Here is a 20,142-nt window from a genome sequence, read left to right as displayed (position 1 = left end):
AAAGATAGTAAGAAACCCTTTCTTAGTGTATAATGGAAGGGTATTTTAAATTTTGGAGTGCCTATGAAGTTTACAAAAAATCAGTTCATTTGGATGGCTGTACTGTTTTTCAGCTGTTTCTTGATATATACCTATTGGGAAACAGTTGTTTCGATTTGTAACACGATATTTGTTGCCAGTCAGCCCTTCTTAGTTGGAGCGGGAATTGCCTTTGTGGTCAATATCCTAATGTCTTTTTATGAGAAGCTACTGGTCAAGTTTATTCCATTTGGTTTTATCGCTAAGATCAAGCGTCCCATTGCTTTGCTCTCGGCATTGGCAACCATTGGTTTGGTCTTTACTTGGGTCGTCTTCACTGTCCTTCCTGATTTGATTGACAGTATCAACACCTTGATTAGTCAAGACCGTTCAGCTATAAATAACTTGATTAATTGGTTGCTTAAAAACAAATCCTTACAGAAAATCATTCAAGACCTGGGTGGTGTGACACAGGTTAGAGAGCTAATCAATAGCTACAGTGCCCAGTTGCTTCAACAAATCATGAATGGTTTAACCAGCTTCTTGACTTCGTTGACGAGTCTACCATCAACCTTGATTAATCTCTTTATCAGTGTTGTCTTTTCTTGTTATGTTTTAGCTGGAAAGGAGAAACTAGGTAATCAGGTTAATCGTTTAGTAGACGTCTATTTAGGACGTTATGGTAAGACTTTCCACTATGTAGTTGCTATTCTCAATAATCGCTTCCGCAATTTCTTTGTCTATCAGTCGATTGAGGCTTGTATCTTGGGAACTTTATGTTATATTGGGATGCTCATCTTTAATTTTCCATATGCCGCGACTATATCAATCTTGATTGGTTTTTCAGCTATGATTCCAGTTGTAGGGGCCTATATTGGTGTGACGATTGGTACCATCTTAATTATGACGCACTCTGTGACCTTGGCACTTTTATTTGTTCTCTATGTGGTTATTTTGCAACAGTTTGAGGGAAATCTCATCTATCCTTATGTGGTTGGTGGATCAACCGGACTTCCTGGTATTTGGGTTATCTTCGCTATCACCATCGGATCTGCCTTGGGTGGTATCTTGGGTATGTTGGTTTCTGTGCCAGTAGCCGCGACCCTTTATCAGATTGTTAAAGATAATGTAGTTATGCGAGAAGAAGCCAAAGTAGCAAATATTATTGAAAATGATGAGTAATTAAAACAGACTTTGGTCTGTTTTTTTCGTACTATAGTATCAGATTTCAATAAGATAGTATAAGTGTAATCGTTTTTCAAGTGTTATACTATTAGTAGATTAAACATGACGAGGAGATAAAAGATGACTTATACATTTCCAAAAGAATTTCTCTGGGGTGGTGCAACAGCTGCCAACCAGTTAGAAGGAGCTTACAACTTAGATGGCAAAGGCTTGTCTGTACAGGATGTGACGCCAAAGGGTGGTGTTCCACTTGAACCTGGGTCTTTGAATCCTTTGATTACAGATCAACCAACACCAGATAATCTAAAGCTAGAAGGTATAGATTTCTATCACCGTTATAAAGAGGATATATCACTTTTTGCAGAGATGGGCTTCAAGGTCTTTCGTATGTCAATTGCATGGTCTCGTATTTTCCCAAATGGTGACGATGCTGAACCAAATGAAGCTGGGCTTGCTTTCTATGATAAAGTCTTTGATGAGTTGGCTAAGTACGGCATTGAACCACTTGTAACCTTGTCTCACTATGAAACACCTCTAAACTTGGCGCGTGAATACAATGGATGGACTAATCGTAAATTGATTGGTTTTTATGAAAACTATGTTCGCACCGTCTTCACACGTTATAAAGATAAGGTCAAATATTGGTTGACCTTTAATGAGGTGAACTCTGTTCTACATGCACCATTCATGTCAGGTGGTATTGCAACACCTATGGAAGAGCTCTCTAAACAGGATCTCTATCAGGCAGTCCACCATGAGTTAGTCGCATCAGCTTCAGCAACCAAGATTGGTCATGACATCAACCCTGATTTTAAGATTGGTTGTATGGTTCTTGCCATGCCAGCTTATGGGATGACAGCTAATCCTTTGGATCAGTTGGCTATTCACGAGTTTGAAAATCAAAACTATCTCTTCTCAGATATCCATGCACGTGGGAAATATCCAAACTATATTAAACGCTTTTTTAAAGAGAATGGTATTGAAATACAATTCTCTCCTGATGATGAAGAAATCTTGAAGAATACCGTTGATTTTATTTCATTCTCTTATTACATGTCTGTGGCAACCGCCCACAATCCTGAAGACTATAAGACTGGTAAAGGAAATATTATGGGTGGTGTTGAGAATCCCTACCTTGAGAAATCGGAATGGGGTTGGGCAATCGATCCAATCGGTCTTCGTCTAGTTTTAAATGACTTTTATGATCGTTATCAGTTGCCATTGTTTATTGTTGAAAATGGTTTAGGTGCCAAAGATGTCCTTGTTGACGGTCCTGATGGTCCAACAGTTGAAGATGATTATCGTATTGATTACCTTCAAAAACACTTGATTCAAGTCGGTGAAGCTCTTCAAGATGGTGTGGAGCTTTGGGGCTATACGACTTGGGGACCAATTGATTTGGTATCAGCTTCAACGGCTGAACTCAGTAAACGCTATGGTTTCATCTACGTTGATCGTAATGATGATGGTAGTGGGAGCTTGGCTCGTTATAAGAAAAAATCATTTGCTTGGTATAAGTCTGTTATCGAAAGTAATGGTGAAGCCCTTTACAAATAGAAACTTGTTAATAATCTCAGCAAAAGCGTGAGATTATTGTTTAGTATTTTAGTACAACCTTGATAGATAAGCATTTCCATGTATATATTCGTATAAAGAGTATTGAAATACTACAGAATGTGATTTGCGTTATTTAACACATTTTCTGAAAAAGTGGTAGAATAAAAGCATGAAAACGTTCTTATATTTTCTGAAGAAGTAGCTAGTCTATTTCTTTGCTTTTCCTACCTAGATGGAGGTAATGATAATGAATGATTTGAAAAAAGTTCTCTTAGCTGGAATCGGATTGACTGCTATGACAGTAGATAAAGCTGATAGTTTTGTCAAAGAGTTGGTTGAAAAGGGGCGCTTGACTGTTGAAGAAGGTAAGGAACTGGAACAAGAGCTCAAACGTCAAAGTAAGGAAGAAGCTCAAGAATTTTTGAATAAACTTGATTCTAAGAAATCTTCAGTTGAGTATGCGACTAAGGATGACGTGAAACGTCTTGAAGAAAAACTTGACGCTTTGCTCAGTCAAAATAAATAAAATGTAAGGAGACTAAAATGGCAAGTAAACGATTGAGACAGGTGTTGAAGGTTTTCTCGTCAGTTGGTCTCCTTTCTTATCGTGAAAAACACCTTCCACAAGATCAACAGACAACACCTGTCAAGTTACGCCAAGCCTTTGAGCAATTGGGACCTAGTTTTGTTAAAATTGGTCAAATCCTATCCACGCGCTCTGACCTTTTGCCAGAGGCCTATATCAGAGAATTATCAAAACTCCAGAGCTCAGTTCCTCCCTTGAATAAAGAGAAAGTCATGACTGCCATTAAGAGAGAATTACCAAATGGGCTTTTTGACAGTTTCCTTGGTTTCTCGGAAGAGCCCTTGGCTTCTGGTTCTGTAGCTCAAACCCATAGGGCTAGATTGTTGTCTGGTCAGGAAGTGATTATAAAAATTCAGAGACCAGGTATTGATGAGGTCGTTAAGGAAGATATTCAGCTTCTTATTAAGCTTGCACGCCATATTCCAAAGCATTTTATACCTATGGTTGATGTTCAGGAGGTTTTAGAAAATCTGCGAGAAACTCTAATTAAGGAACTTGATTTCAGAAATGAAGCAGAGGCCATGAAGCGTTTTAAGGCAAATAACAGGGCTGTTGCTTGTCTAGGTGTCCCGGAGGTCTATGATTCCTTTACGACGCCACACCTAATAGTCGAAGAGTACATCGATGGGATTCCCCTTAATGACTATAGCCAATTGCTAGAGGCTGGTTATGACCTGGAAGACGTGGGCAAGAAACTCATGCTGTCATTTATCAAGCAGGTTTTCAAAGACGGCTATTTTCATGGTGATCCTCATCCTGGAAATCTGTTGGTACGTGATGGCAAGATTTGTTTCATTGACTTTGGAATTATGGGTGAGTTGGAAGCGGGGATGCGTGCGTCCTTAAATGACATCTTATATAGTTTTACTGCTCAGGATGTTGACGGCATGACTAAGGCTATTTTGTCAGTTACCCAGTATGATAATGGTCTAAATCGTGCTGTTCTGAGTCAGGATGTGGAGCAGATGCTGGGTCGTTATTCTGGTGTTGATTTGGGAAGTCTGTCCATGACAGATTTGCTAGAGGATTTACTGGCTATTTTCCAGAAGAATCATCTTAAAGCCTCTTCTCAAATTACTATTTTGGAGAAATCTTCGCTTCAAATTGAAGGTATTTTTCGAGAATTAGCCCCAAATATGGATTTAATGACCCTGGCCAAGGATTATTTCCTAGAAAATATGGGACCTGACATGCTTAAGCAGACCTTGAATAAAGAGACTATCTTGATTGAACTCTTTTACTTGCTTCGCAATGGAAAAAATATTCCACGTCGTCTGCATCAGCTCTTGGAGCAGATTTTAAACGGACGAATTGTGGTAAACCATGATTTTATTAACTTTTCAGGTCGAATTAAAGTCTTTGAGAAAGTTTTAAATAATCTGGTTTTAGCCTTGCTGACATTGGGATTTCTACTTTCCGGTGCACTTTTGGCCAATAAATCAGGTTTTGAAAATCTTGCCTGGCTATTTCTTGGACTTGGAACTTTTCTAGCTTTAATCACGGTAGTGCGTATAATATTTAAGAAAAAAGGATGAAGTATGATTGAAACAACTAGGCCTGAGCTTGTGGCCTATCAAAAAGAACGTTTAGCTAAATTTGTAAGTGAAAATCAAAAGTTAGACAAAGGACAAATTGTTTTTGCAGGGGACTCCATCACGGAGTTTTTTGCATTGAAAAAATATTTGGGTAGAGAGTTTCCCCTGGTTAACCGTGGGATTGCAGGAACAGACTCGGTTTGGCTTTTAGAACATCTTAAAGAGCAGGTCTTAGATTTAGAACCAAGTAAAATGGTGCTCTTGATTGGTATTAACGATATTGGACGAGCTTATCCCATTCAGGATATTGTCAATCGTATTTCTGATATTGTTATGGCGGTTCGACAAGAATCTCTATTTACAGAAATTTACTTACTGAGTGTCCTACCAGTCAGTGAAAGACCAGAGCATAGTTCTAAGGTTAAGATTCGAAACAATGCGACTGTACGTGAACTTAATCAACAATTAGCTGTTCTCCCCGGTGTGACCTATGTCGATCTTTATGATTACCTTACAGATGTTCAAGGACAGTTAAATACCAACTACACAACTGATGGTTTGCACTTGAGTCCACAAGCTTATCAGGTCATAGCAGAACCAATTATAAAGGAGATTTTAGAATGAAGGTAGGTTTAGTCCTTGAAGGCGGTGGTATGCGTGGCTTATACACAGCTGGTGTTTTAGACGCCTTTTTAGAAGCTGGTATTAAGGTGGATGGTGTTGTTTCGGTATCAGCTGGAGCACTTTTTGGTGTCAATTATCTCTCTAACCAACCCAAAAGAGCTCTTCGTTATAACAAGCGATTCATGGGAGACCGTCATTACATAAGTTTCTGGTCATGGCTGACAACCGGTAACTTCGTTAATAAGGAGTTTTCCTATTATAAGGTTCCTATGGAGTTAGATGTTTTTGATCAGGAAGCTTTTGCTGAGTCAGGTGTTCCCTTCTATGTGGTTACTACAGATATTGAGACTGGAAAACCAGACTACATCAAGATTGACCATGTCTTTGAGCAGATGGAAGCCCTTCGTGCAAGTTCTGCCCTACCTCTGGTTTCTGAAATAGTCGAGTACAAGGGCAAACGCTACATGGATGGTGGTCTGTCTGATAGTCTCCCTATTGATTTTATGGAAAATCTGGGCTTTGACAAACTTATAGTAGTTTTGACGCGTCCTAAGGGCTACCGTAAACAGCCATCTAAAACGAGTAAGCGCATCTACAAGCTCTTTTACCGCAAGTATCCTAAATTTGTCCAAGTGGCTTCAAATCGCCATATCCACTACAATAAGAGTATTGAAAAGATTGAGAATTTAGAAAAAACTGGCAATCTTTATGCCATTCGTCCAGAGCAAGCACTTGAAGTTGGTCGATTGGAAAAGGACCCAGAAAAGTTTGAAGCTATTTATCAAGAAGGGTTGGAACAAATGCGTAATGATATGACCAATCTCAAAATATTTCTTGGAGACAACTAAAAAACGTGCTTTTCTGGGCACGTTTTTCTTAGTTATTCATTTGTCGAGCTTGACGACGTTTGTTGAGTTTTTGACGACGCTTCTTTTCATTGTTGAAAATCAGGTAGATAACGTAAATTGGTAACAGGAGGAAGCAGAACAGGGCAAAGTGTTCCATAAAGTTATGCTTATTGCTTGTTTGTTTGTCCTTCTGACCGTTTGAAAAGAGGAAGAAGCCAGTTTTAGTCGCCTTGACAGTACTTGCTTTAATCTTAGGTGACACTGTTTTCAAACCATTATCGATAACGACATAATCATCTTTAACACTAATCTTAGGCTCTTGTCCTTTTTTCACTGTGGCATAGACATCTTTTTGGACATCGTATTTATGGCCATCAATCTTTTGTTTGCCCTTGCTTAGGACTTTTTTGTAGGAATAGTCTTTAAACATTTTCTCAATGAGGGAGTTACCGAAAGCATGACGGATTTTTTCACTACTTTCATCTTCCCAGTTTCCAACGCCTAAGATAACTGAAATGACACGCTGATTACCACGCTTACATGTGGAAATGTAGTTGTAGTCTCCACGAGGACTTGAGCCTGTTTTTAAGCCATCGACTCCTTTGAGGCCATAATCAGCACCAGGCAAGGAGTAGTTGTAATTTTCAAAGGTTTCTTCATATGGTGTTCCTTTTTTGACAGTTACTGTCTGTTGGCTGGTGTATTTAAGGATGTTAGGATGATGTTTGATAAGGTTATAGGCCATGATGGATAAATCACGGGCTGTCGTCTGGTTAGAGTGGTTATTATCATAACGTTTGGGCGTGTAGTAGCCTTTGTAGGATGCTGCCCCCGCTCCAGAGGCATTGTACCATTTGGTATTTGTCATGCCGAGCTCTTTGGACTTCTCGTTCATGCGATCAATCCACTTGTCTGGATCATTATCACTAAGATAGTTGGCAAGCATGACTGTCGCTGCATTTGAAGAAGGAACAGCCGTCATAGTGATAAGTTCCGAAACCGTGTATTTAACTCCAGAAACAATCTTGTTGTTTGAAATTTCGTAGATATTAGCAATAGCCTCATCGGTTGGTTTGGCTGTAATCACGGTATCTTCTTTGATTTCTCCCTTTGACAAAGCATCAAAAACCAAGTAGAGAGACATAGCCTTACTCATGGAAGCAGGGTCACGCACTTCATCAATGTTATCCTGCCAAAGAACATCACCAGTATTAGCATCAATCAATAGTGATGACTTAGGTCTGTAGGCCTCAGTGGCTTCCTTGTAACCTGCTTTTTGTGCAATATCTACCAGTTGGTCAGCGGATGACAAACTAGGGGTTAAAGCCAGGCTAGCTGTCATGAAGAGGCCAAACAATTTCTTTTTCAAAATAATCTCCTTATTAACAATGTTTATATGCTCTCTTAAAAGGCATCCTTTAATCTATTTTTGTTATATGTGTGTTAAAAAGTCATACTTGACTATTACATAGTTTTGGGTGGTTTTATCAGTATTCTTGGGGGACTCCCTTTAATAAAGTATAAAAGAAAACGTGTCATGGACACGCTTTCTTTTATTTATTGATTTGTCTTGCTTGACGACGTTCTTTGACTTTTTGACGACGTCCTTTTTCATTAAGGTAAATCAAGTAGAGGAGACCAACTGGGATAAGGCATAGCAACCAGAAATAAACTGGGAGTTGGCCATTATTTGTTGCTTTAGTAGCCTTTTTATCTTTTTGCTTACTTCCAAAATCGAACCATCCCTTAACTTTTGTAGCTTTAACAGAAGTAGCCTTGATATTAGGTGATACTGTCTTCAGACCATTATCAATAACAATTTGATCATCTTTAACAGAGATTTTAGGGTCTTTACCTTTTTTAACTGTGACATAGACGTCTTTTTCGACATTGTATTTTTTACCGTCGATTTCTTGTTCACCCTTGCTAAGAACTTTCTTGTAAGAGAAGTCTTTATACATTTTCTCAACGAGAGCATTACCAAAGGTATGACGAATTTCTTCACCTGATTGGTCAGACCAATCACCAGAACCCATGATGACAGCAATCATACGTTGATCACCACGCTTGATGGTATCAATATAGTTGAAGGCACCTTCTGGGCTTGATCCCGTCTTCAAACCATCAACCCCTTTAATTCCGTATTTAGCTCCTGGAATAGAGTAGTTATAAGTTTCGAAAGTTTCCTCGTAAGGTGTTCCCTTTTTAACTGTGACAACAGGTTTGCTAGTGTATTTGAGAATTTCTGGGTATTTCTTGATGAAGTTATAGGTCATGATAGCCAAATCACGCGCAGTTGTTTGGTTGGTTTGGTTGTTATCATAACGTTGAGGACTGTAGTAACCTTTGAAGGCAACAGCAACGGCACCAGAAGCGTTAAACCATTTGGTATTTGTCATCCCTAGCTCTTTAGATTTTTCATTCATCATGTCCAGCCATTTATCAGGATCATTATTGGTCAAGTAGTTGGCCAGCATCACGGTTGTAACGTTAGAGGAAGGCACCGCCGTCATAGTGATGAGTTCTGAAACGGTATAATCAACACCTGCAATAATCTTATTGTTGGAAATTTCGTAAATATCGGCAATAGCTTGGTCGGTTGGAGTAGCTGTGATAACAGTATCTTCAGAAATCTCTCCTTTAGACATAGCTTCAAAGACCAAATAAAGTGTCATGGCCTTAGACATAGAAGCAGGGTCACGTACCTCATCAGCATTTTCTTCCCAGAGGACATCTCCGGTATTGCCATCAATTAAGAGGGTTGATTTGGGGCGATAGGCTTCAGTGGCTTCAGTATAACCAGCAGCGCGTGTGATATCCATCAATTCGTCTGCACTAGACAAACTCGGTGCTAGGGCTAGACAAGCTGCTAAAAGGACGGCAACAATTTTCTTTTTCACAATGTGTTTCCTTTAAAATCCATGGGGTTCTGTAGCTGGCAGAACCTATTTCTATCTATTAATAACATTTGCCTGTTAAAAACTTAAATTCAGTAGTTACAAACACTTTTATTATAACATATAAAAGTTAGAGTTTTCCTAACATTCGGTATTTTAATGTAATTTTTATAATCGTATGAATGTTACACAAAATATAGTTGGAAACAGAAAAAAACGAGCTTTCTTGCACGTTACTTTTCATCTTTTATCCTTGTCACTTGGTGGTAAATCATGAACCAGGTTTCATTTCGACGCCAGATACTAGTGTGGAAATTTCCTCCCAACTCATAACTAATTAATTTCGTTTTTTGACTAACAGATGTCATCTTGAAGCTGTCAAAGTTATTGAGAAGTGGTTGATGATTGGCAATGACTTCCTCACGTGTGTGATGATGACCACTTTCATCAATTAAGTAGAAGTCAGGTGCTAAGAGATTTTCATAGTCAGGGATTTTTGACAGTATAATCTTTTCATTTCGAGAGAGTTTGTGAAGGACATTTCCATAAATTTCGTCTTCAGGAATAGCAGCGGGTTCTACATGAACATCAGTGTCGTAAACAGAGAAACGATTGCTGAGAACCTCTTCAATTTGCTCGGTAATGGCATGACTCTCGTAAACAGAGAGGTCAGGATTCATCTCAACCACAATATCAAGATAGACGTTGCTACCATAAGAACGGCCACGTTGTTTCTTAACCTTAGTGACTTTTGGAATCTCAAGAATAGCTTTTTCATAAGCTTTGAGGTTTCTCTCATCGAAACCGTCTGACAAACTAAAGGTTGCTTCCATGAAGATATCATAGGCCGTCTTTAGGATGAAGAAGGTGATGATAATAGCAGTAATATAGTCGATGATTGTAAGGTTGAAGGATGCTGCGACGATGGCAATTGAAGTACCAATAGAGGTCATAGCATCTGATAGGTTGTCCTTAGCAGCAGCGATAAGGGCACTGGATTTTAGCTTTTTAGCAAGTCTTTTATTGTATAAGTAAACGCCACACATGACGAGAGCAGATAGAACACCGACAGTGGCACCAAGTGGATCAACGACTGTTTCCTCTCTTAGAAAAATCTTCCGGACTGTTTGAATGAGGACCTGGAAACCTACCACGAACATGATAAAGGAAGTGACTAGGCTTGATAAGTCTTCAATTTTCCAATGACCAAACCTATGATCTGCATCAGCTGGCTGACTAGCCAGGTGCAATCCAATGAGTAGGGCGACATTCCCCAAAATATCAGATAAGTTGTTAAAACCATCAGCAATCAATGAGCTAGAGTTTAAAAAGTGTCCAGCTAGAAGTTTTGCAATGGTAAGAAGAAGGTAGGCAGCGATGCTGACAATAGGACCTCGTCTGGCTGCTCTTAAATTTTCATACGTAGTCATAGGATTACCTTTTCTGTTAAAATACAAGTTTAAATTATAGCATAAAACTATAACGAGTTAAAGGTTGTAAGCCCTTTAAACTTGTGGAGTCACTCATTTTTTAAACTTTATAGAAAATGCCTCGTCATCAGAGTGCTTTTTCAGTATTTTCCGAATATTTCCTACAAATTATGGTATAATTTAGGGTGTAAAACAGTCTAAAAAGAGGTTTTTATGGAACATTCGACATGGCACAAGCTTCTGAAAGAGGAACTGCCGGATCATTATTTTTCAAAGATAAATCAGTTTATGGATCAGGTTTATAGTCAGGGAACGGTTTATCCGCCACGGGAAAAGGTTTTTAATGCTTTGTTAGAGACTCCTTTTGAAGAAGTTCGGGTGGTTATCCTTGGACAGGACCCATATCATGGTCCTAATCAGGCTCAAGGTTTGTCATTTTCAGTACCTGAGACGATTCCAGCTCCACCTTCTTTGGTTAATATTCTCAAAGAATTGGGGGAGGATCTTGGTCCTAGAAGTCATCATGATTTGACAACTTGGGCCGAGCAAGGAGTGCTATTGCTTAATGCCTGTCTGACTGTTCCAGCTGGTCGAGCCAATGGTCATGCTGGTCAAATTTGGGAACCTTTTACAGATGCTGTTATTAAGGTTCTCAATCAAAAGGATACTCCTGTTGTCTTTATACTTTGGGGTGGCTATGCTCGTAAGAAGAAAGCTCTGGTTACCAATCCAAAGCATGCCATTATTGAGAGTGCCCATCCGAGTCCCTTGTCGGCCTATCGTGGTTTTTTGGGCAGCAAGCCTTTTTCAAAAGCCAATGCCTACCTTGTATCTCAAGGCCAATCCCCAATTAACTGGTTGAAGTAAAATAGAAAGTTGGAAGATTATGTTACTGATTAAAAATGGTCGTGTTGTAGACCCTAAATCTGGTTTGGATTCGCAAGCTGATGTTCTTGTGGACGGTAAAAAGGTCGTTAAAATTGCTGAAAATATTGATGCTAGTGATGCCCAAGTCATTGATGCGACTGGTCTTGTGGTTGCTCCTGGTTTGGTTGATATCCATGTTCACTTCCGTGAGCCAGGTCAAACCCACAAGGAAGACATTCATACGGGTGCCTTGGCAGCGGCTGCAGGTGGTTTTACAACAGTTGTGATGATGGCTAATACGAATCCAACGATTTCAGACAAGGAAACTTTGAAAGAGGTCTTGACTTCAGCAGCTAAGGAAAATATCCATGTGAAGTCTGTTGCGACTATTACAAAGAACTTTGATGGTGAAAATATCACTGATTTCAAGGGTTTGCTTGAAGCCGGTGCTGTCGGATTTTCAGATGACGGTATTCCATTGACCAATGCCGGAATTGTCAAAAAGGCTATGGAGTTGGCTAAAGAGAATAATACCTTTATTAGTCTTCACGAGGAGGATCCAGATCTTAATGGTATTCTCGGTTTCAATGAAAATATTGCTAAAAAAGAGTTTCATATTTGTGGGGCGACTGGCGTAGCTGAGTACAGTATGATTGCACGTGATGTCATGATTGCTTATGATACACAAGCCCATGTTCATATTCAACACTTGTCAAAAGCTGAATCTGTAAAAGTCGTTGAGTTTGCTCAAAAACTTGGAGCACAAGTCACTGCTGAAGTAGCACCACAGCACTTCTCAAAAACTGAAGACCTCTTACTTTCAAAAGGTGCTAATGCAAAGATGAACCCACCACTTCGTTTGGAATCTGACCGTCAGGCCGTTATCGAAGGGTTGAAATCTGGAGTCATCTCAGTCATTGCCACAGACCACGCGCCACACCATGCCGATGAAAAGAATGTGGCTGATGTGACTAAAGCCCCATCAGGAATGACTGGTCTTGAAACGTCTCTAGCTCTTGGATTGACTTACTTGGTTGAAGCAGGTCACTTAAGCTTGACGGAACTCTTGAAAGTAATGACTAGCAACCCATCTGATCTTTATGGCTTCGATGCCGGTTATTTGGCTGAAAATGGGCCAGCTGACCTCGTAATCTTTGCGGACAAGGAAAAACGTCAGGTCACAGCAGACTTTAAGTCTAAAGCAGCCAATTCACCATTTGTAGGCGAAGAGCTTACGGGCAGTGTTAAATACACTATCTGTGACGGTGAGATTGTTTATCAAGCCTAAATAAGGGATCAGAGCAGGGCACATCGAGACACTTGGTGTTGCACCTGCTTTTTTAGTTCTTGAAGGAGCAAAATGATGAAAAAGATACTGAAAGGTCTTTTTAAATATGTTACTTTAACTGTTCTGTTAGTCTGTTTTCTCCCATTGTCTTTGCAGCACGTCCGAGCTGATGAGGATGAGGTAGAGTATAGTCTGCCTTCCTATGTTGGTCACCTTTCAATTCAAGATGATGGTAATGCGACGTTTACTCAGGAAGTGACTTATGATTTTGATAGTGACTATAAAGGTCAGTATGTAACCTTGGGGAAAAGTGGTGGTTATTCTATCATGGATGCCCCCAAGGTTTCAGCAACTGTAAATGGGAAAGAAAAAACAGATATTCAAGTAGAGGAAACAAATCTTTCTGATGGTATCAAACTTAAAGTCTACAATTCAGGTTCCGATGGTGATAAGGTTCAGTTAAAAGTTATCTGGCAGATACAGAATATGTTGTCACTCTATTCAGATATTGCTGTTTTAAACTGGTTCCCTATCTCTGATTGGGATAAAGGATTTGGACAAGTTGATTTCACAGTTGATGGTCTAGATGCCAGTCAAGGAGAGCTTTACGCTCACTCTGGTTATTTTGGAAAAGACCCGCAGGTTAAGAGTACTTCTTCAGGTTATCAGGTTCATGTAGACAATTTTCCATCTTCAGGTAAATTGGAATTACACGCCTACTGGCCGATGACGAGTGCTTTACGAGAAAATAATCAGGCTTACTTATTAAATAAGACGAATAAGGCAGACTTTCTAAAAAAAGAAGCAGATATCCAGAAATCTAAAGAAAAGTTTCGATATCTATTTTATGTCATCTTGCCACTTGTAATCTTAAGCTTTGTTCTTGTTGGTATTTTCTGTTATCTCATTGTTTTATATAGTACTAGGACGCCTTCCTTCCCTAGAGATGCCCGTCTTTATGAGGCCCCTCAAGATTTAGCACCTTTGGTCCTAGCCAAGAATATTTATAATCAGCCGTTCGACAAAACAGGTCTAAAAGAAGAAACGGGTCCTCTGAAGTTTAAATATATGGTGCAAGCTACCATCCTTGATTTGATTGATAGAGGTTATCTCACCTATAGACAAGAAGGTGATAGTAATATTCTGACACGTATTGAAAAGGATGGTCTCTCTTCGTTTGAAGGGGCATTCTTAGATATGTTGTTTGATGGTCGCATGGAAATTAGAGATACGGAAATGTTCTCGCGCTATTATCTTGATAAAGATGGCCTAGAAAAACAATTTAAGAGTGCTAGAACAAGCTATGAGCGAGAATCAATACGTTCACAGGGAAAACGTGTCAAATATCAATTCACTAATGACGGCTATCAAGTAGCAAAAGGCGTAGAAAAAGAGGAATTAGCGCTTGGACTTCCTAATATTTATAGAGATTTTAGTCCGAAAGAAAAGACATTTAACGTATTGGGAGTAGTAGCTTTGGCACTTTCAATGGTGCTTTGTATTCTTTCAACCTTGTTCTTATTTGCTGCCTTTGGATCCGGTCTTGGCTTTTACTATATTCTTGGTCTTCTACCTATAGCAGGAGTTACCATTTTATTCTGGTACTTAGTAAAAAGACGTCGTCAGAGATGTCTTGATGCAACTCAAATTTCAATCTATTACCAGTGGCATAGCTTTAAAAATATGATTAAGAGTATTCATAGTTTTAAAGAATCCGAACTCGAATCCGTTATCCTATGGAATCGTATCTTGGTTTATGCGACACTTTACGGACAAGCGAATAAAGTAAGTGATGTATTGAAACGATATAACATCCACCTCAGCAATCCATCTTTAGATGAGTTCACTCATTCTGCGACTCCATTTATTATTTTGAACAATGTTAACCGCATAGAATCCTATGTTTCGACTTCGAATACCGTAAGTAACTTTTCTATCAACTCAAACAGTGGTAGTGGAGGTCTAGGTGGCGGTGGCTTCTCCGGAGGAGGTGGAGGAGGTGGAGGAGGTGCTTTCTAAACCTTACCAATCCATCGTAGAATATTAGCATAAAAGGACATTCAGTTTACCAACTTGGGTGTCTTTGTTTAGCTTGAGGATTATCTGATTTAGCTCCTTTCATTTCAAGATGTTTTAGTAAGTAGAGAAATGAGGTTACAAAAAAATAGACATTGGCATTTTTTTATATCGTCTTAATAACCAGGCTCAAAGATTTCAATAATCTGTATCAGGTAACCTGAATGTAAGCCGTTTCGATAGTCAACATTTGGTAAAGTCTTAACCAAATCATTCCGTTCTTTATCTTGGCTAACCTTATCAGCCAAAACTGGTAATTCGACGGCAAGGAGTTGTGAGTGATCTAGTTGTAGGTAGCTACTGTTGACCTTGATATCAGGACGAAGTAGTTTAAATATCGCTTTATCCGAAGCTTGGAGAAGTTGATACAAATCTAAATCTGACAAGCGAATCTCACCAAACTAAGGACGGATGTTCATTAGCAATATCAATATGAGCAGCTCGCATTTCTAAAATGCGGTTAGAGAGGAAACTAGCTAAAATTGGATTATTGAGCTGATCCAACACCTCCTGAGTTTCCGGATTATCAATGCTAGCATTGTCCGTTTTATAAATTTCAAGTAGACTAGTTGCCTTGGTAATATCTTTATTTTCTGAATCAAGCTAGACTCCTTTGAGTTTTTTCTTGAAAAGATTAAAATATTCTTGTTTCTGTGTAATGATTTGAATAAAGGATTTATTGTAATTGGTCATGGGCCCAGCAATTTATGACGTTCTCTGTCTAGTCTTTGAACAGATTGCCGGTGGATAGCACTGTTCCAATTGTAAAAATCCCATAGAAGAAGGGCTAGGTAAAGTACCAAGACAACCGAACTATTAGAACTTCCCCTGAAGACAATTTCAAATAAGCTTTTAGGATTATTTTCTACTGGAAGGACACTGTTGAGACCATGAATAACTGTGAAAAAGACAAAATAGACAGCGAGAAAAGTTGTGCTACGTAACCAGTTACGTCTAACCCAAAACTCATCAATCTTACTCATCTGATCTAAATCAATCGGGAAGGTTTTAAGTGTAAGGAAAATAATAAGTGGAGCTAGAATGTAAGTCAAAATATGTAAATCGCTATCAAAACTAACATTACCTTTAATATGTAGGACGTGGGGGAGTGACAATCGAAAGAAGTCTAGTTGCTACGTCAAATAGTATAGTTGGATAAAAAGCGTAAAGCAATTGATGATAGAAAGAACTCTCTTTGACGAGGGCTAAATCAGCAACTAGGAATAAAAAGGGGGGCTACAACGATTTTAACTAGGTTAAAATAAGACGCAGCGGCTGAAGCGGTGCGTCTTGAGCAAACCAAAGTAAAAAAGCGAGAAAGAGGATAAAGGGACCAGCAAAATAGTAATCCAAGACTTCAGGGAAAAATATTGGGATAATCATATCATAACGCTTTGAAAAAGAGCATAGGAATTGCCTATAAGTGATAAGGATGTAAGGCTTTTCATTTTTTAAGCATATTTCTTGCTCATTAAGTTTTTTTAACCTATCCTAGATGTATAGAAAAATTTCGATAGAGGAGATCGATATGGTAAAACTTTCTAAAGAGACACATCTTGAGATGTTCACTAAAATGGAACGTATCCGTGAATTTGATTCACGTATTAATAAATTGGTTCGTCGTGGTTTTGTTCAAGGGATGACTCACTTTTCAGTTGGTGAGGAAGCAGCCAACGTTGGTGCTGTCCAACACTTAAGTTATGACGATATCTTCTTTTCAAATCATCGTGGACATGGACAATCTATTGCTCAAGACATGGATTTGAATAAAATGATGGCAGAGCTTGCTGGTAAGGCAACAGGTGTTTCTAAGGGTCGTGGTGGTTCTATGCACTTGGCAGACTTTGAAAAAGGTAACTATGGTACTAACGGTATCGTTGGTGGTGGTTACGCTCTTGCCGTAGGTGCAGCCCTCACTCAGCAATATAAAGAAACAGGAAACATTGTTGTGGCTTTCTCTGGAGATGGCGCAACTAACGAAGGTTCATTCCATGAGTCAGTCAATATGGCAGCTACTTGGAAATTACCTGTTATCTTCTTTATCATCAATAACCGTTATGGTATCTCAATGGATATTCACAGAGCTACCAACACTCCTCACTTGTATACACGTGCAGAAGCCTATGGTATCCCTGGATTCTACTGTGAAGATGGTAACGATGTTTTGGCAGTATATGAAACAATGGGCAAGGCCGTTGAGCATGTCCGTGGTGGCAACGGCCCTGCTATCGTTGAGGTAGAATCTTACCGTTGGTTTGGTCACTCAACTGCCGATGCGGGTGTTTACCGTACTAAGGAAGAAGTTGACGAGTGGAAGAACAATAACGACCCTATTATTAAATACCGTGACTATCTCGTTGCTGAAAATATCGCAAGCGCTGAAGAGTTAGATGCTATCCAAAGCCAAGTTAAGGCAGAGGTTGATGCAGCTTATGAGTTCGCCCAAAATAGCCCAGATCCAGAACTTTCAGTTGCCTTTGAAGATGTATGGGTAGACTAAAGAGAAAGGTTGAGGAATACAAGTATGAGTGAAACAAAATTGATGGCCTTGCGTGAGGCAGTAAACCTTGCTATGAGCGAGGAAATGCGTAAAGATGAAAACATCTTCCTTATGGGTGAAGATGTCGGTATCTATGGTGGTGACTTCGGTACTTCAGTTGGTATGTTGGCAGAGTTTGGTGAAAAACGTGTTAAAGATACACCAATTTCAGAAGCAGCAATTGCTGGTGCAGCTGTTGGTTCTGCTATTACAGGTCTTCGTCCAATCGTTGATTTGACTTTCATGGACTTCATCACTATTGCCCTTGATGCTATCGTTAATAATGGCGCAAAAAATAACTACATGTTTGGTGGTGGTTTGAAGACTCCTGTAACCTTCCGTGTGGCATCTGGTTCAGGGATTGGTTCTGCGGCACAGCACTCACAATCTCTTGAGTCATGGTTGACTCACATTCCAGGGATTAAAGTGGTTGCTCCAGGTAATGCTAACGATGCTAAAGGTCTTTTGAAATCTGCTATTCAAGACAATAACATTGTTATCTTCATGGAACCAAAAGCTCTTTACGGTAAGAAAGAAGAAGTGACACAAGATCCTGATTTCTACATTCCACTTGGAAAAGGTGAAATCAAGCGTGAAGGAACAGACCTTACTATCGTTACTTATGGTCGTATGTTGGAACGTGTTCTTAAAGCGGCTGAAGAAGTGGCTGAACAAGGTATCAATGTTGAGGTTGTTGACCCACGTACACTTATCCCACTTGATAAGGAATTGATTTTCGAGTCAGTTAAGAAGACTGGTAAACTTATGTTGGTCAATGATGCTTATAAGACTGGTGGATTCATCGGTGAGATTGCTGCTATGGTTACAGAAAGTGAAGCATTTGATTACCTTGACCACCCAATTGTACGTTTGGCAAGTGAAGATGTGCCTGTACCTTATGCGCGTGTCTTGGAACAAGCGGTTCTTCCAGATGTTGAAAAGATTAAGGCTGCTATTATCAAGATGGCCAATAAAGGAAACTAACTTTCTAGCGACGGTTAAGTGATATTTCTCGCTAGTAAAATGTGTTTCTTGTTTTAACTGTGGGAGTATCGGAAATTATAATTTAATGTGGAAAGGAGAGGGCGTTAAAGCGTTTGAGTTGATTTGAACTCGAACGAAATGCTTCGGAATTTAGATAGTTTTACTTGTGTGCAAGCACACTAACGTAAAACTCCTAAAATTCTGTCGCATTTTAGCGTTCTTAGTATCATAAAATATGGCTTTTGAGATTATTATGCCTAAGCTTGGTGTTGATATGCAGGAAGGCGAAATCATCGAGTGGAAGAAACAAGAGGGTGATGTGGTTAATGAGGGAGATATCCTTCTTGAAATCATGTCAGATAAAACGAACATGGAACTTGAAGCAGAAGATTCTGGTGTTCTTTTGAAGATTACCCGTCAAGCTGGTGAAACAGTGCCAGTTACTGAGGTTATTGGTTATATTGGAGCAGAAGGTGAAGTGGTGGCTGATAACGCAGATAGCGCACCAGCTGCTGAACCTACGACAAAAGTTGAAGAAGTTGCCGCTGTAGCAGAGCCTGTAGTAGCAGCGCAAACGCAAGCACCTATCGTTCACGAAGGCGGCAAAGTACGTGCAACACCTAAGGCTCGAAAGGTGGCGCGTGAGTTGGGGATTGACCTCGCTCAAGTTCCAGGAACTGGAGCAAAAGGTCGTGTTCATGCTGATGACGTTGAGAACTTTAAGGGTACTCAACCTAAGGCGACTCCATTGGCACGTAAGATTGCAGCGGACCTTGGTATTGACTTAGCTAGCGTATCTGGAACAGGCTTTGGTGGTAAGATTACTAAGGAAGACATCCTTGCAATCAGTGCTCCAGCGCAAGTTAAGGAAGCGGCTGCTACCCCTGTGGTTGAAGCTAAACCTGAAAAAGTCTTGCCAGAAGGCGTGGAAGTTATCCCAATGTCTGCTATGCGTAAGGCTATTTCTAAGGGAATGACGCACTCATACTTGACTGCGCCAACCTTCACCCTTAACTATGACGTGGACATGACTAACCTTATGGCTCTTCGTAAGCAAGTCCTTGATCCAATCATGAATAAGACTGGTATGAAGGTAACTTTCACGGATTTGATTGGTTTAGCAGTTGTGCGTACCCTTATGAAAGAGGAACACCGTTACCTCAATGCCTCATTGATTGACGATGCGCAAAATATCGAATTACACAAATTTGTTAATCTGGGTATTGCCGTTGGTCTCGATGATGGCTTGATTGTACCTGTCGTTCATGGTGCAGATAAGATGAGTTTATCTGAGTTTGTTGTGGCTTCTAAGGATGTCATCAAGAAAGCTCAAGCTGGTAAATTGAAGGCTGCAGAAATGTCTGGTTCAACCTTCTCTATTACTAACTTGGGAATGTTTGGAACTAAGTCATTTAACCCAATCATCAACCAACCAAACTCAGCTATCCTTGGTGTTTCAGCAACTATTCAGACTCCAGTTGTTGTTGATGGAGAAGTTGTCGTACGTCCAATCATGGGGCTATGCTTGACAATTGACCACCGTATTGTAGATGGTATGAATGGTGCCAAATTCATGGTTGATTTGAAACATTTGATTGAAAATCCTATGGAATTGTTGATTTAAGAAAAAAATATCTGAAAACTGAAGTTTTAAATAGAAAGGAGAGAGCGTTAAAGCGTTTGAGTCAATTTGAACTCGAACGAAATG

17 protein-coding genes are annotated in these 20,142 nt (G+C 39.6%); 12 read left to right on the top strand and 5 right to left on the bottom strand.

From position 1 onward, the window contains the following. Positions 1-63: 63 nt before the first annotated feature. The 6 genes from RDY04_RS05045 to RDY04_RS05020 all read left to right on the top strand — a co-directional run bounded on the left by RDY04_RS05045 (position 64) and on the right by RDY04_RS05020 (position 6,353). Positions 64-1,200, top strand: a complete 1,137-nt coding sequence (locus RDY04_RS05045; protein WP_303950811.1) for an AI-2E family transporter — start codon at positions 64-66, stop codon at positions 1,198-1,200. 123 nt (positions 1,201-1,323) lie between these two features. After that, positions 1,324-2,760, top strand: a complete 1,437-nt coding sequence (locus RDY04_RS05040) for a glycoside hydrolase family 1 protein (protein WP_303950809.1) — start codon at positions 1,324-1,326, stop codon at positions 2,758-2,760. Between the two features lie 247 nt (positions 2,761-3,007). Beyond that, positions 3,008-3,286 (top strand): phasin family protein, encoded by a 279-nt coding sequence (locus tag RDY04_RS05035; RefSeq protein ID WP_303950808.1) that lies wholly within the window; start codon positions 3,008-3,010, stop codon positions 3,284-3,286. A 17-nt stretch (positions 3,287-3,303) separates the two neighbouring features. Continuing rightward, positions 3,304-4,881, top strand: a complete 1,578-nt coding sequence (locus RDY04_RS05030) for an AarF/ABC1/UbiB kinase family protein (protein ID WP_303950806.1) — start codon at positions 3,304-3,306, stop codon at positions 4,879-4,881. A 3-nt stretch (positions 4,882-4,884) separates the two neighbouring features. Further along, a complete protein-coding gene (locus tag RDY04_RS05025) occupies positions 4,885-5,505 on the top strand; it encodes an SGNH/GDSL hydrolase family protein (protein ID WP_303950804.1) in 621 nt (206 codons plus the stop codon). Then, on the top strand, positions 5,502-6,353 hold the full coding sequence (locus RDY04_RS05020; RefSeq protein ID WP_303950802.1) for a patatin family protein: 852 nt from the start codon (positions 5,502-5,504) through the stop codon (positions 6,351-6,353). Before RDY04_RS05025 ends, RDY04_RS05020 begins: the two co-directional genes overlap by 4 nt. 28 nt (positions 6,354-6,381) lie before the next feature. On the opposite strand, the gene RDY04_RS05015 is transcribed toward RDY04_RS05020, so the two are convergent. From RDY04_RS05015 to RDY04_RS05005, 3 genes are all read right to left on the bottom strand, one after another. Then, positions 6,382-7,722 carry a D-alanyl-D-alanine carboxypeptidase family protein gene (locus RDY04_RS05015; protein WP_303950799.1) on the bottom strand — a complete coding sequence of 447 codons (1,341 nt, stop codon included), beginning with the start codon at positions 7,720-7,722 and terminating at the stop codon, positions 6,382-6,384. A gap of 184 nt (positions 7,723-7,906) precedes the next feature. After that, positions 7,907-9,253 (bottom strand): D-alanyl-D-alanine carboxypeptidase, encoded by a 1,347-nt coding sequence (locus RDY04_RS05010; RefSeq protein WP_303950797.1) that lies wholly within the window; start codon positions 9,251-9,253, stop codon positions 7,907-7,909. A 230-nt stretch (positions 9,254-9,483) separates the two neighbouring features. Further along, positions 9,484-10,680 carry a cation diffusion facilitator family transporter gene (locus tag RDY04_RS05005; RefSeq protein ID WP_303950795.1) on the bottom strand — a complete coding sequence of 399 codons (1,197 nt, stop codon included), beginning with the start codon at positions 10,678-10,680 and terminating at the stop codon, positions 9,484-9,486. Between the two features lie 213 nt (positions 10,681-10,893). Between RDY04_RS05005 and RDY04_RS05000 the strand changes: the two genes are divergently transcribed. The 3 genes from RDY04_RS05000 (at position 10,894) to RDY04_RS04990 (ending at position 14,854) form a co-directional block, all read left to right on the top strand. Beyond that, entirely contained in the window at positions 10,894-11,547 is a 654-nt protein-coding gene (locus RDY04_RS05000; protein WP_303950792.1) for a uracil-DNA glycosylase, read from the top strand. Positions 11,548-11,566: 19 nt separating this feature from the next. After that, positions 11,567-12,835 (top strand): dihydroorotase, encoded by a 1,269-nt coding sequence (locus tag RDY04_RS04995; protein ID WP_303950789.1) that lies wholly within the window; start codon positions 11,567-11,569, stop codon positions 12,833-12,835. Positions 12,836-12,910: 75 nt separating this feature from the next. Beyond that, entirely contained in the window at positions 12,911-14,854 is a 1,944-nt protein-coding gene (locus RDY04_RS04990) for a DUF2207 domain-containing protein (RefSeq protein ID WP_308000827.1), read from the top strand. Between the two features lie 173 nt (positions 14,855-15,027). Here the strand turns inward: RDY04_RS04990 and RDY04_RS04985 are convergent, their stop codons facing one another. Together RDY04_RS04985 and RDY04_RS04980 are read right to left on the bottom strand one after the other, a co-directional pair. Next, positions 15,028-15,297, bottom strand: a complete 270-nt coding sequence (locus RDY04_RS04985; protein WP_303950784.1) for a hypothetical protein — start codon at positions 15,295-15,297, stop codon at positions 15,028-15,030. A 303-nt stretch (positions 15,298-15,600) separates the two neighbouring features. Then, the gene (locus RDY04_RS04980) at positions 15,601-16,026 is read right to left on the bottom strand and encodes a hypothetical protein (protein WP_308000826.1); all 426 of its coding nucleotides are present in this window, start codon (positions 16,024-16,026) and stop codon (positions 15,601-15,603) included. 413 nt (positions 16,027-16,439) lie between these two features. Between RDY04_RS04980 and RDY04_RS04975 the strand changes: the two genes are divergently transcribed. The 3 genes from RDY04_RS04975 (at position 16,440) to RDY04_RS04965 (ending at position 20,058) form a co-directional block, all read left to right on the top strand. Further along, entirely contained in the window at positions 16,440-17,411 is a 972-nt protein-coding gene (locus tag RDY04_RS04975; protein WP_303950779.1) for a thiamine pyrophosphate-dependent dehydrogenase E1 component subunit alpha, read from the top strand. A 24-nt stretch (positions 17,412-17,435) separates the two neighbouring features. Further along, positions 17,436-18,434, top strand: coding sequence for an alpha-ketoacid dehydrogenase subunit beta (locus RDY04_RS04970; protein WP_013990622.1), 999 nt, complete (start codon positions 17,436-17,438; stop codon positions 18,432-18,434). A gap of 235 nt (positions 18,435-18,669) precedes the next feature. After that, complete coding sequence (locus RDY04_RS04965) at positions 18,670-20,058, top strand: dihydrolipoamide acetyltransferase (protein ID WP_303950769.1); 1,389 nt, start codon at positions 18,670-18,672, stop codon at positions 20,056-20,058. Positions 20,059-20,142: the final 84 nt, after the last annotated feature.

It is taken from the genome of uncultured Streptococcus sp., assembly GCF_902463925.1.
Lineage (GTDB): Bacteria > Bacillota > Bacilli > Lactobacillales > Streptococcaceae > Streptococcus.
The sequence above is the reverse complement of the archived record's forward strand: the minus strand, read 5'-3'. Positions and strand labels throughout refer to the sequence as shown.

Excerpts from the sequence above, each read along its gene's own strand:
- RDY04_RS04965 (WP_303950769.1), top strand. The coding sequence starts at position 18,670 with ATGGCTTTTGAGATTATTATGCCTAAGCTTGGTGTTGATATGCAGGAA.
- RDY04_RS04990 (WP_308000827.1), top strand. The coding sequence starts at position 12,911 with ATGAAAAAGATACTGAAAGGTCTTTTTAAATATGTTACTTTAACTGTT.
- RDY04_RS05000 (WP_303950792.1), top strand. The coding sequence starts at position 10,894 with ATGGAACATTCGACATGGCACAAGCTTCTGAAAGAGGAACTGCCGGAT.
- RDY04_RS05035 (WP_303950808.1), top strand. The coding sequence starts at position 3,008 with ATGAATGATTTGAAAAAAGTTCTCTTAGCTGGAATCGGATTGACTGCT.
- RDY04_RS05030 (WP_303950806.1), top strand. The coding sequence starts at position 3,304 with ATGGCAAGTAAACGATTGAGACAGGTGTTGAAGGTTTTCTCGTCAGTT.
- RDY04_RS05005 (WP_303950795.1), bottom strand. The coding sequence starts at position 10,680 with ATGACTACGTATGAAAATTTAAGAGCAGCCAGACGAGGTCCTATTGTC.
- RDY04_RS05020 (WP_303950802.1), top strand. The coding sequence starts at position 5,502 with ATGAAGGTAGGTTTAGTCCTTGAAGGCGGTGGTATGCGTGGCTTATAC.
- RDY04_RS04995 (WP_303950789.1), top strand. The coding sequence starts at position 11,567 with ATGTTACTGATTAAAAATGGTCGTGTTGTAGACCCTAAATCTGGTTTG.
- RDY04_RS05040 (WP_303950809.1), top strand. The coding sequence starts at position 1,324 with ATGACTTATACATTTCCAAAAGAATTTCTCTGGGGTGGTGCAACAGCT.
- RDY04_RS04975 (WP_303950779.1), top strand. The coding sequence starts at position 16,440 with ATGGTAAAACTTTCTAAAGAGACACATCTTGAGATGTTCACTAAAATG.
- RDY04_RS05025 (WP_303950804.1), top strand. The coding sequence starts at position 4,885 with ATGATTGAAACAACTAGGCCTGAGCTTGTGGCCTATCAAAAAGAACGT.
- RDY04_RS05045 (WP_303950811.1), top strand. The coding sequence starts at position 64 with ATGAAGTTTACAAAAAATCAGTTCATTTGGATGGCTGTACTGTTTTTC.
- RDY04_RS04970 (WP_013990622.1), top strand. The coding sequence starts at position 17,436 with ATGAGTGAAACAAAATTGATGGCCTTGCGTGAGGCAGTAAACCTTGCT.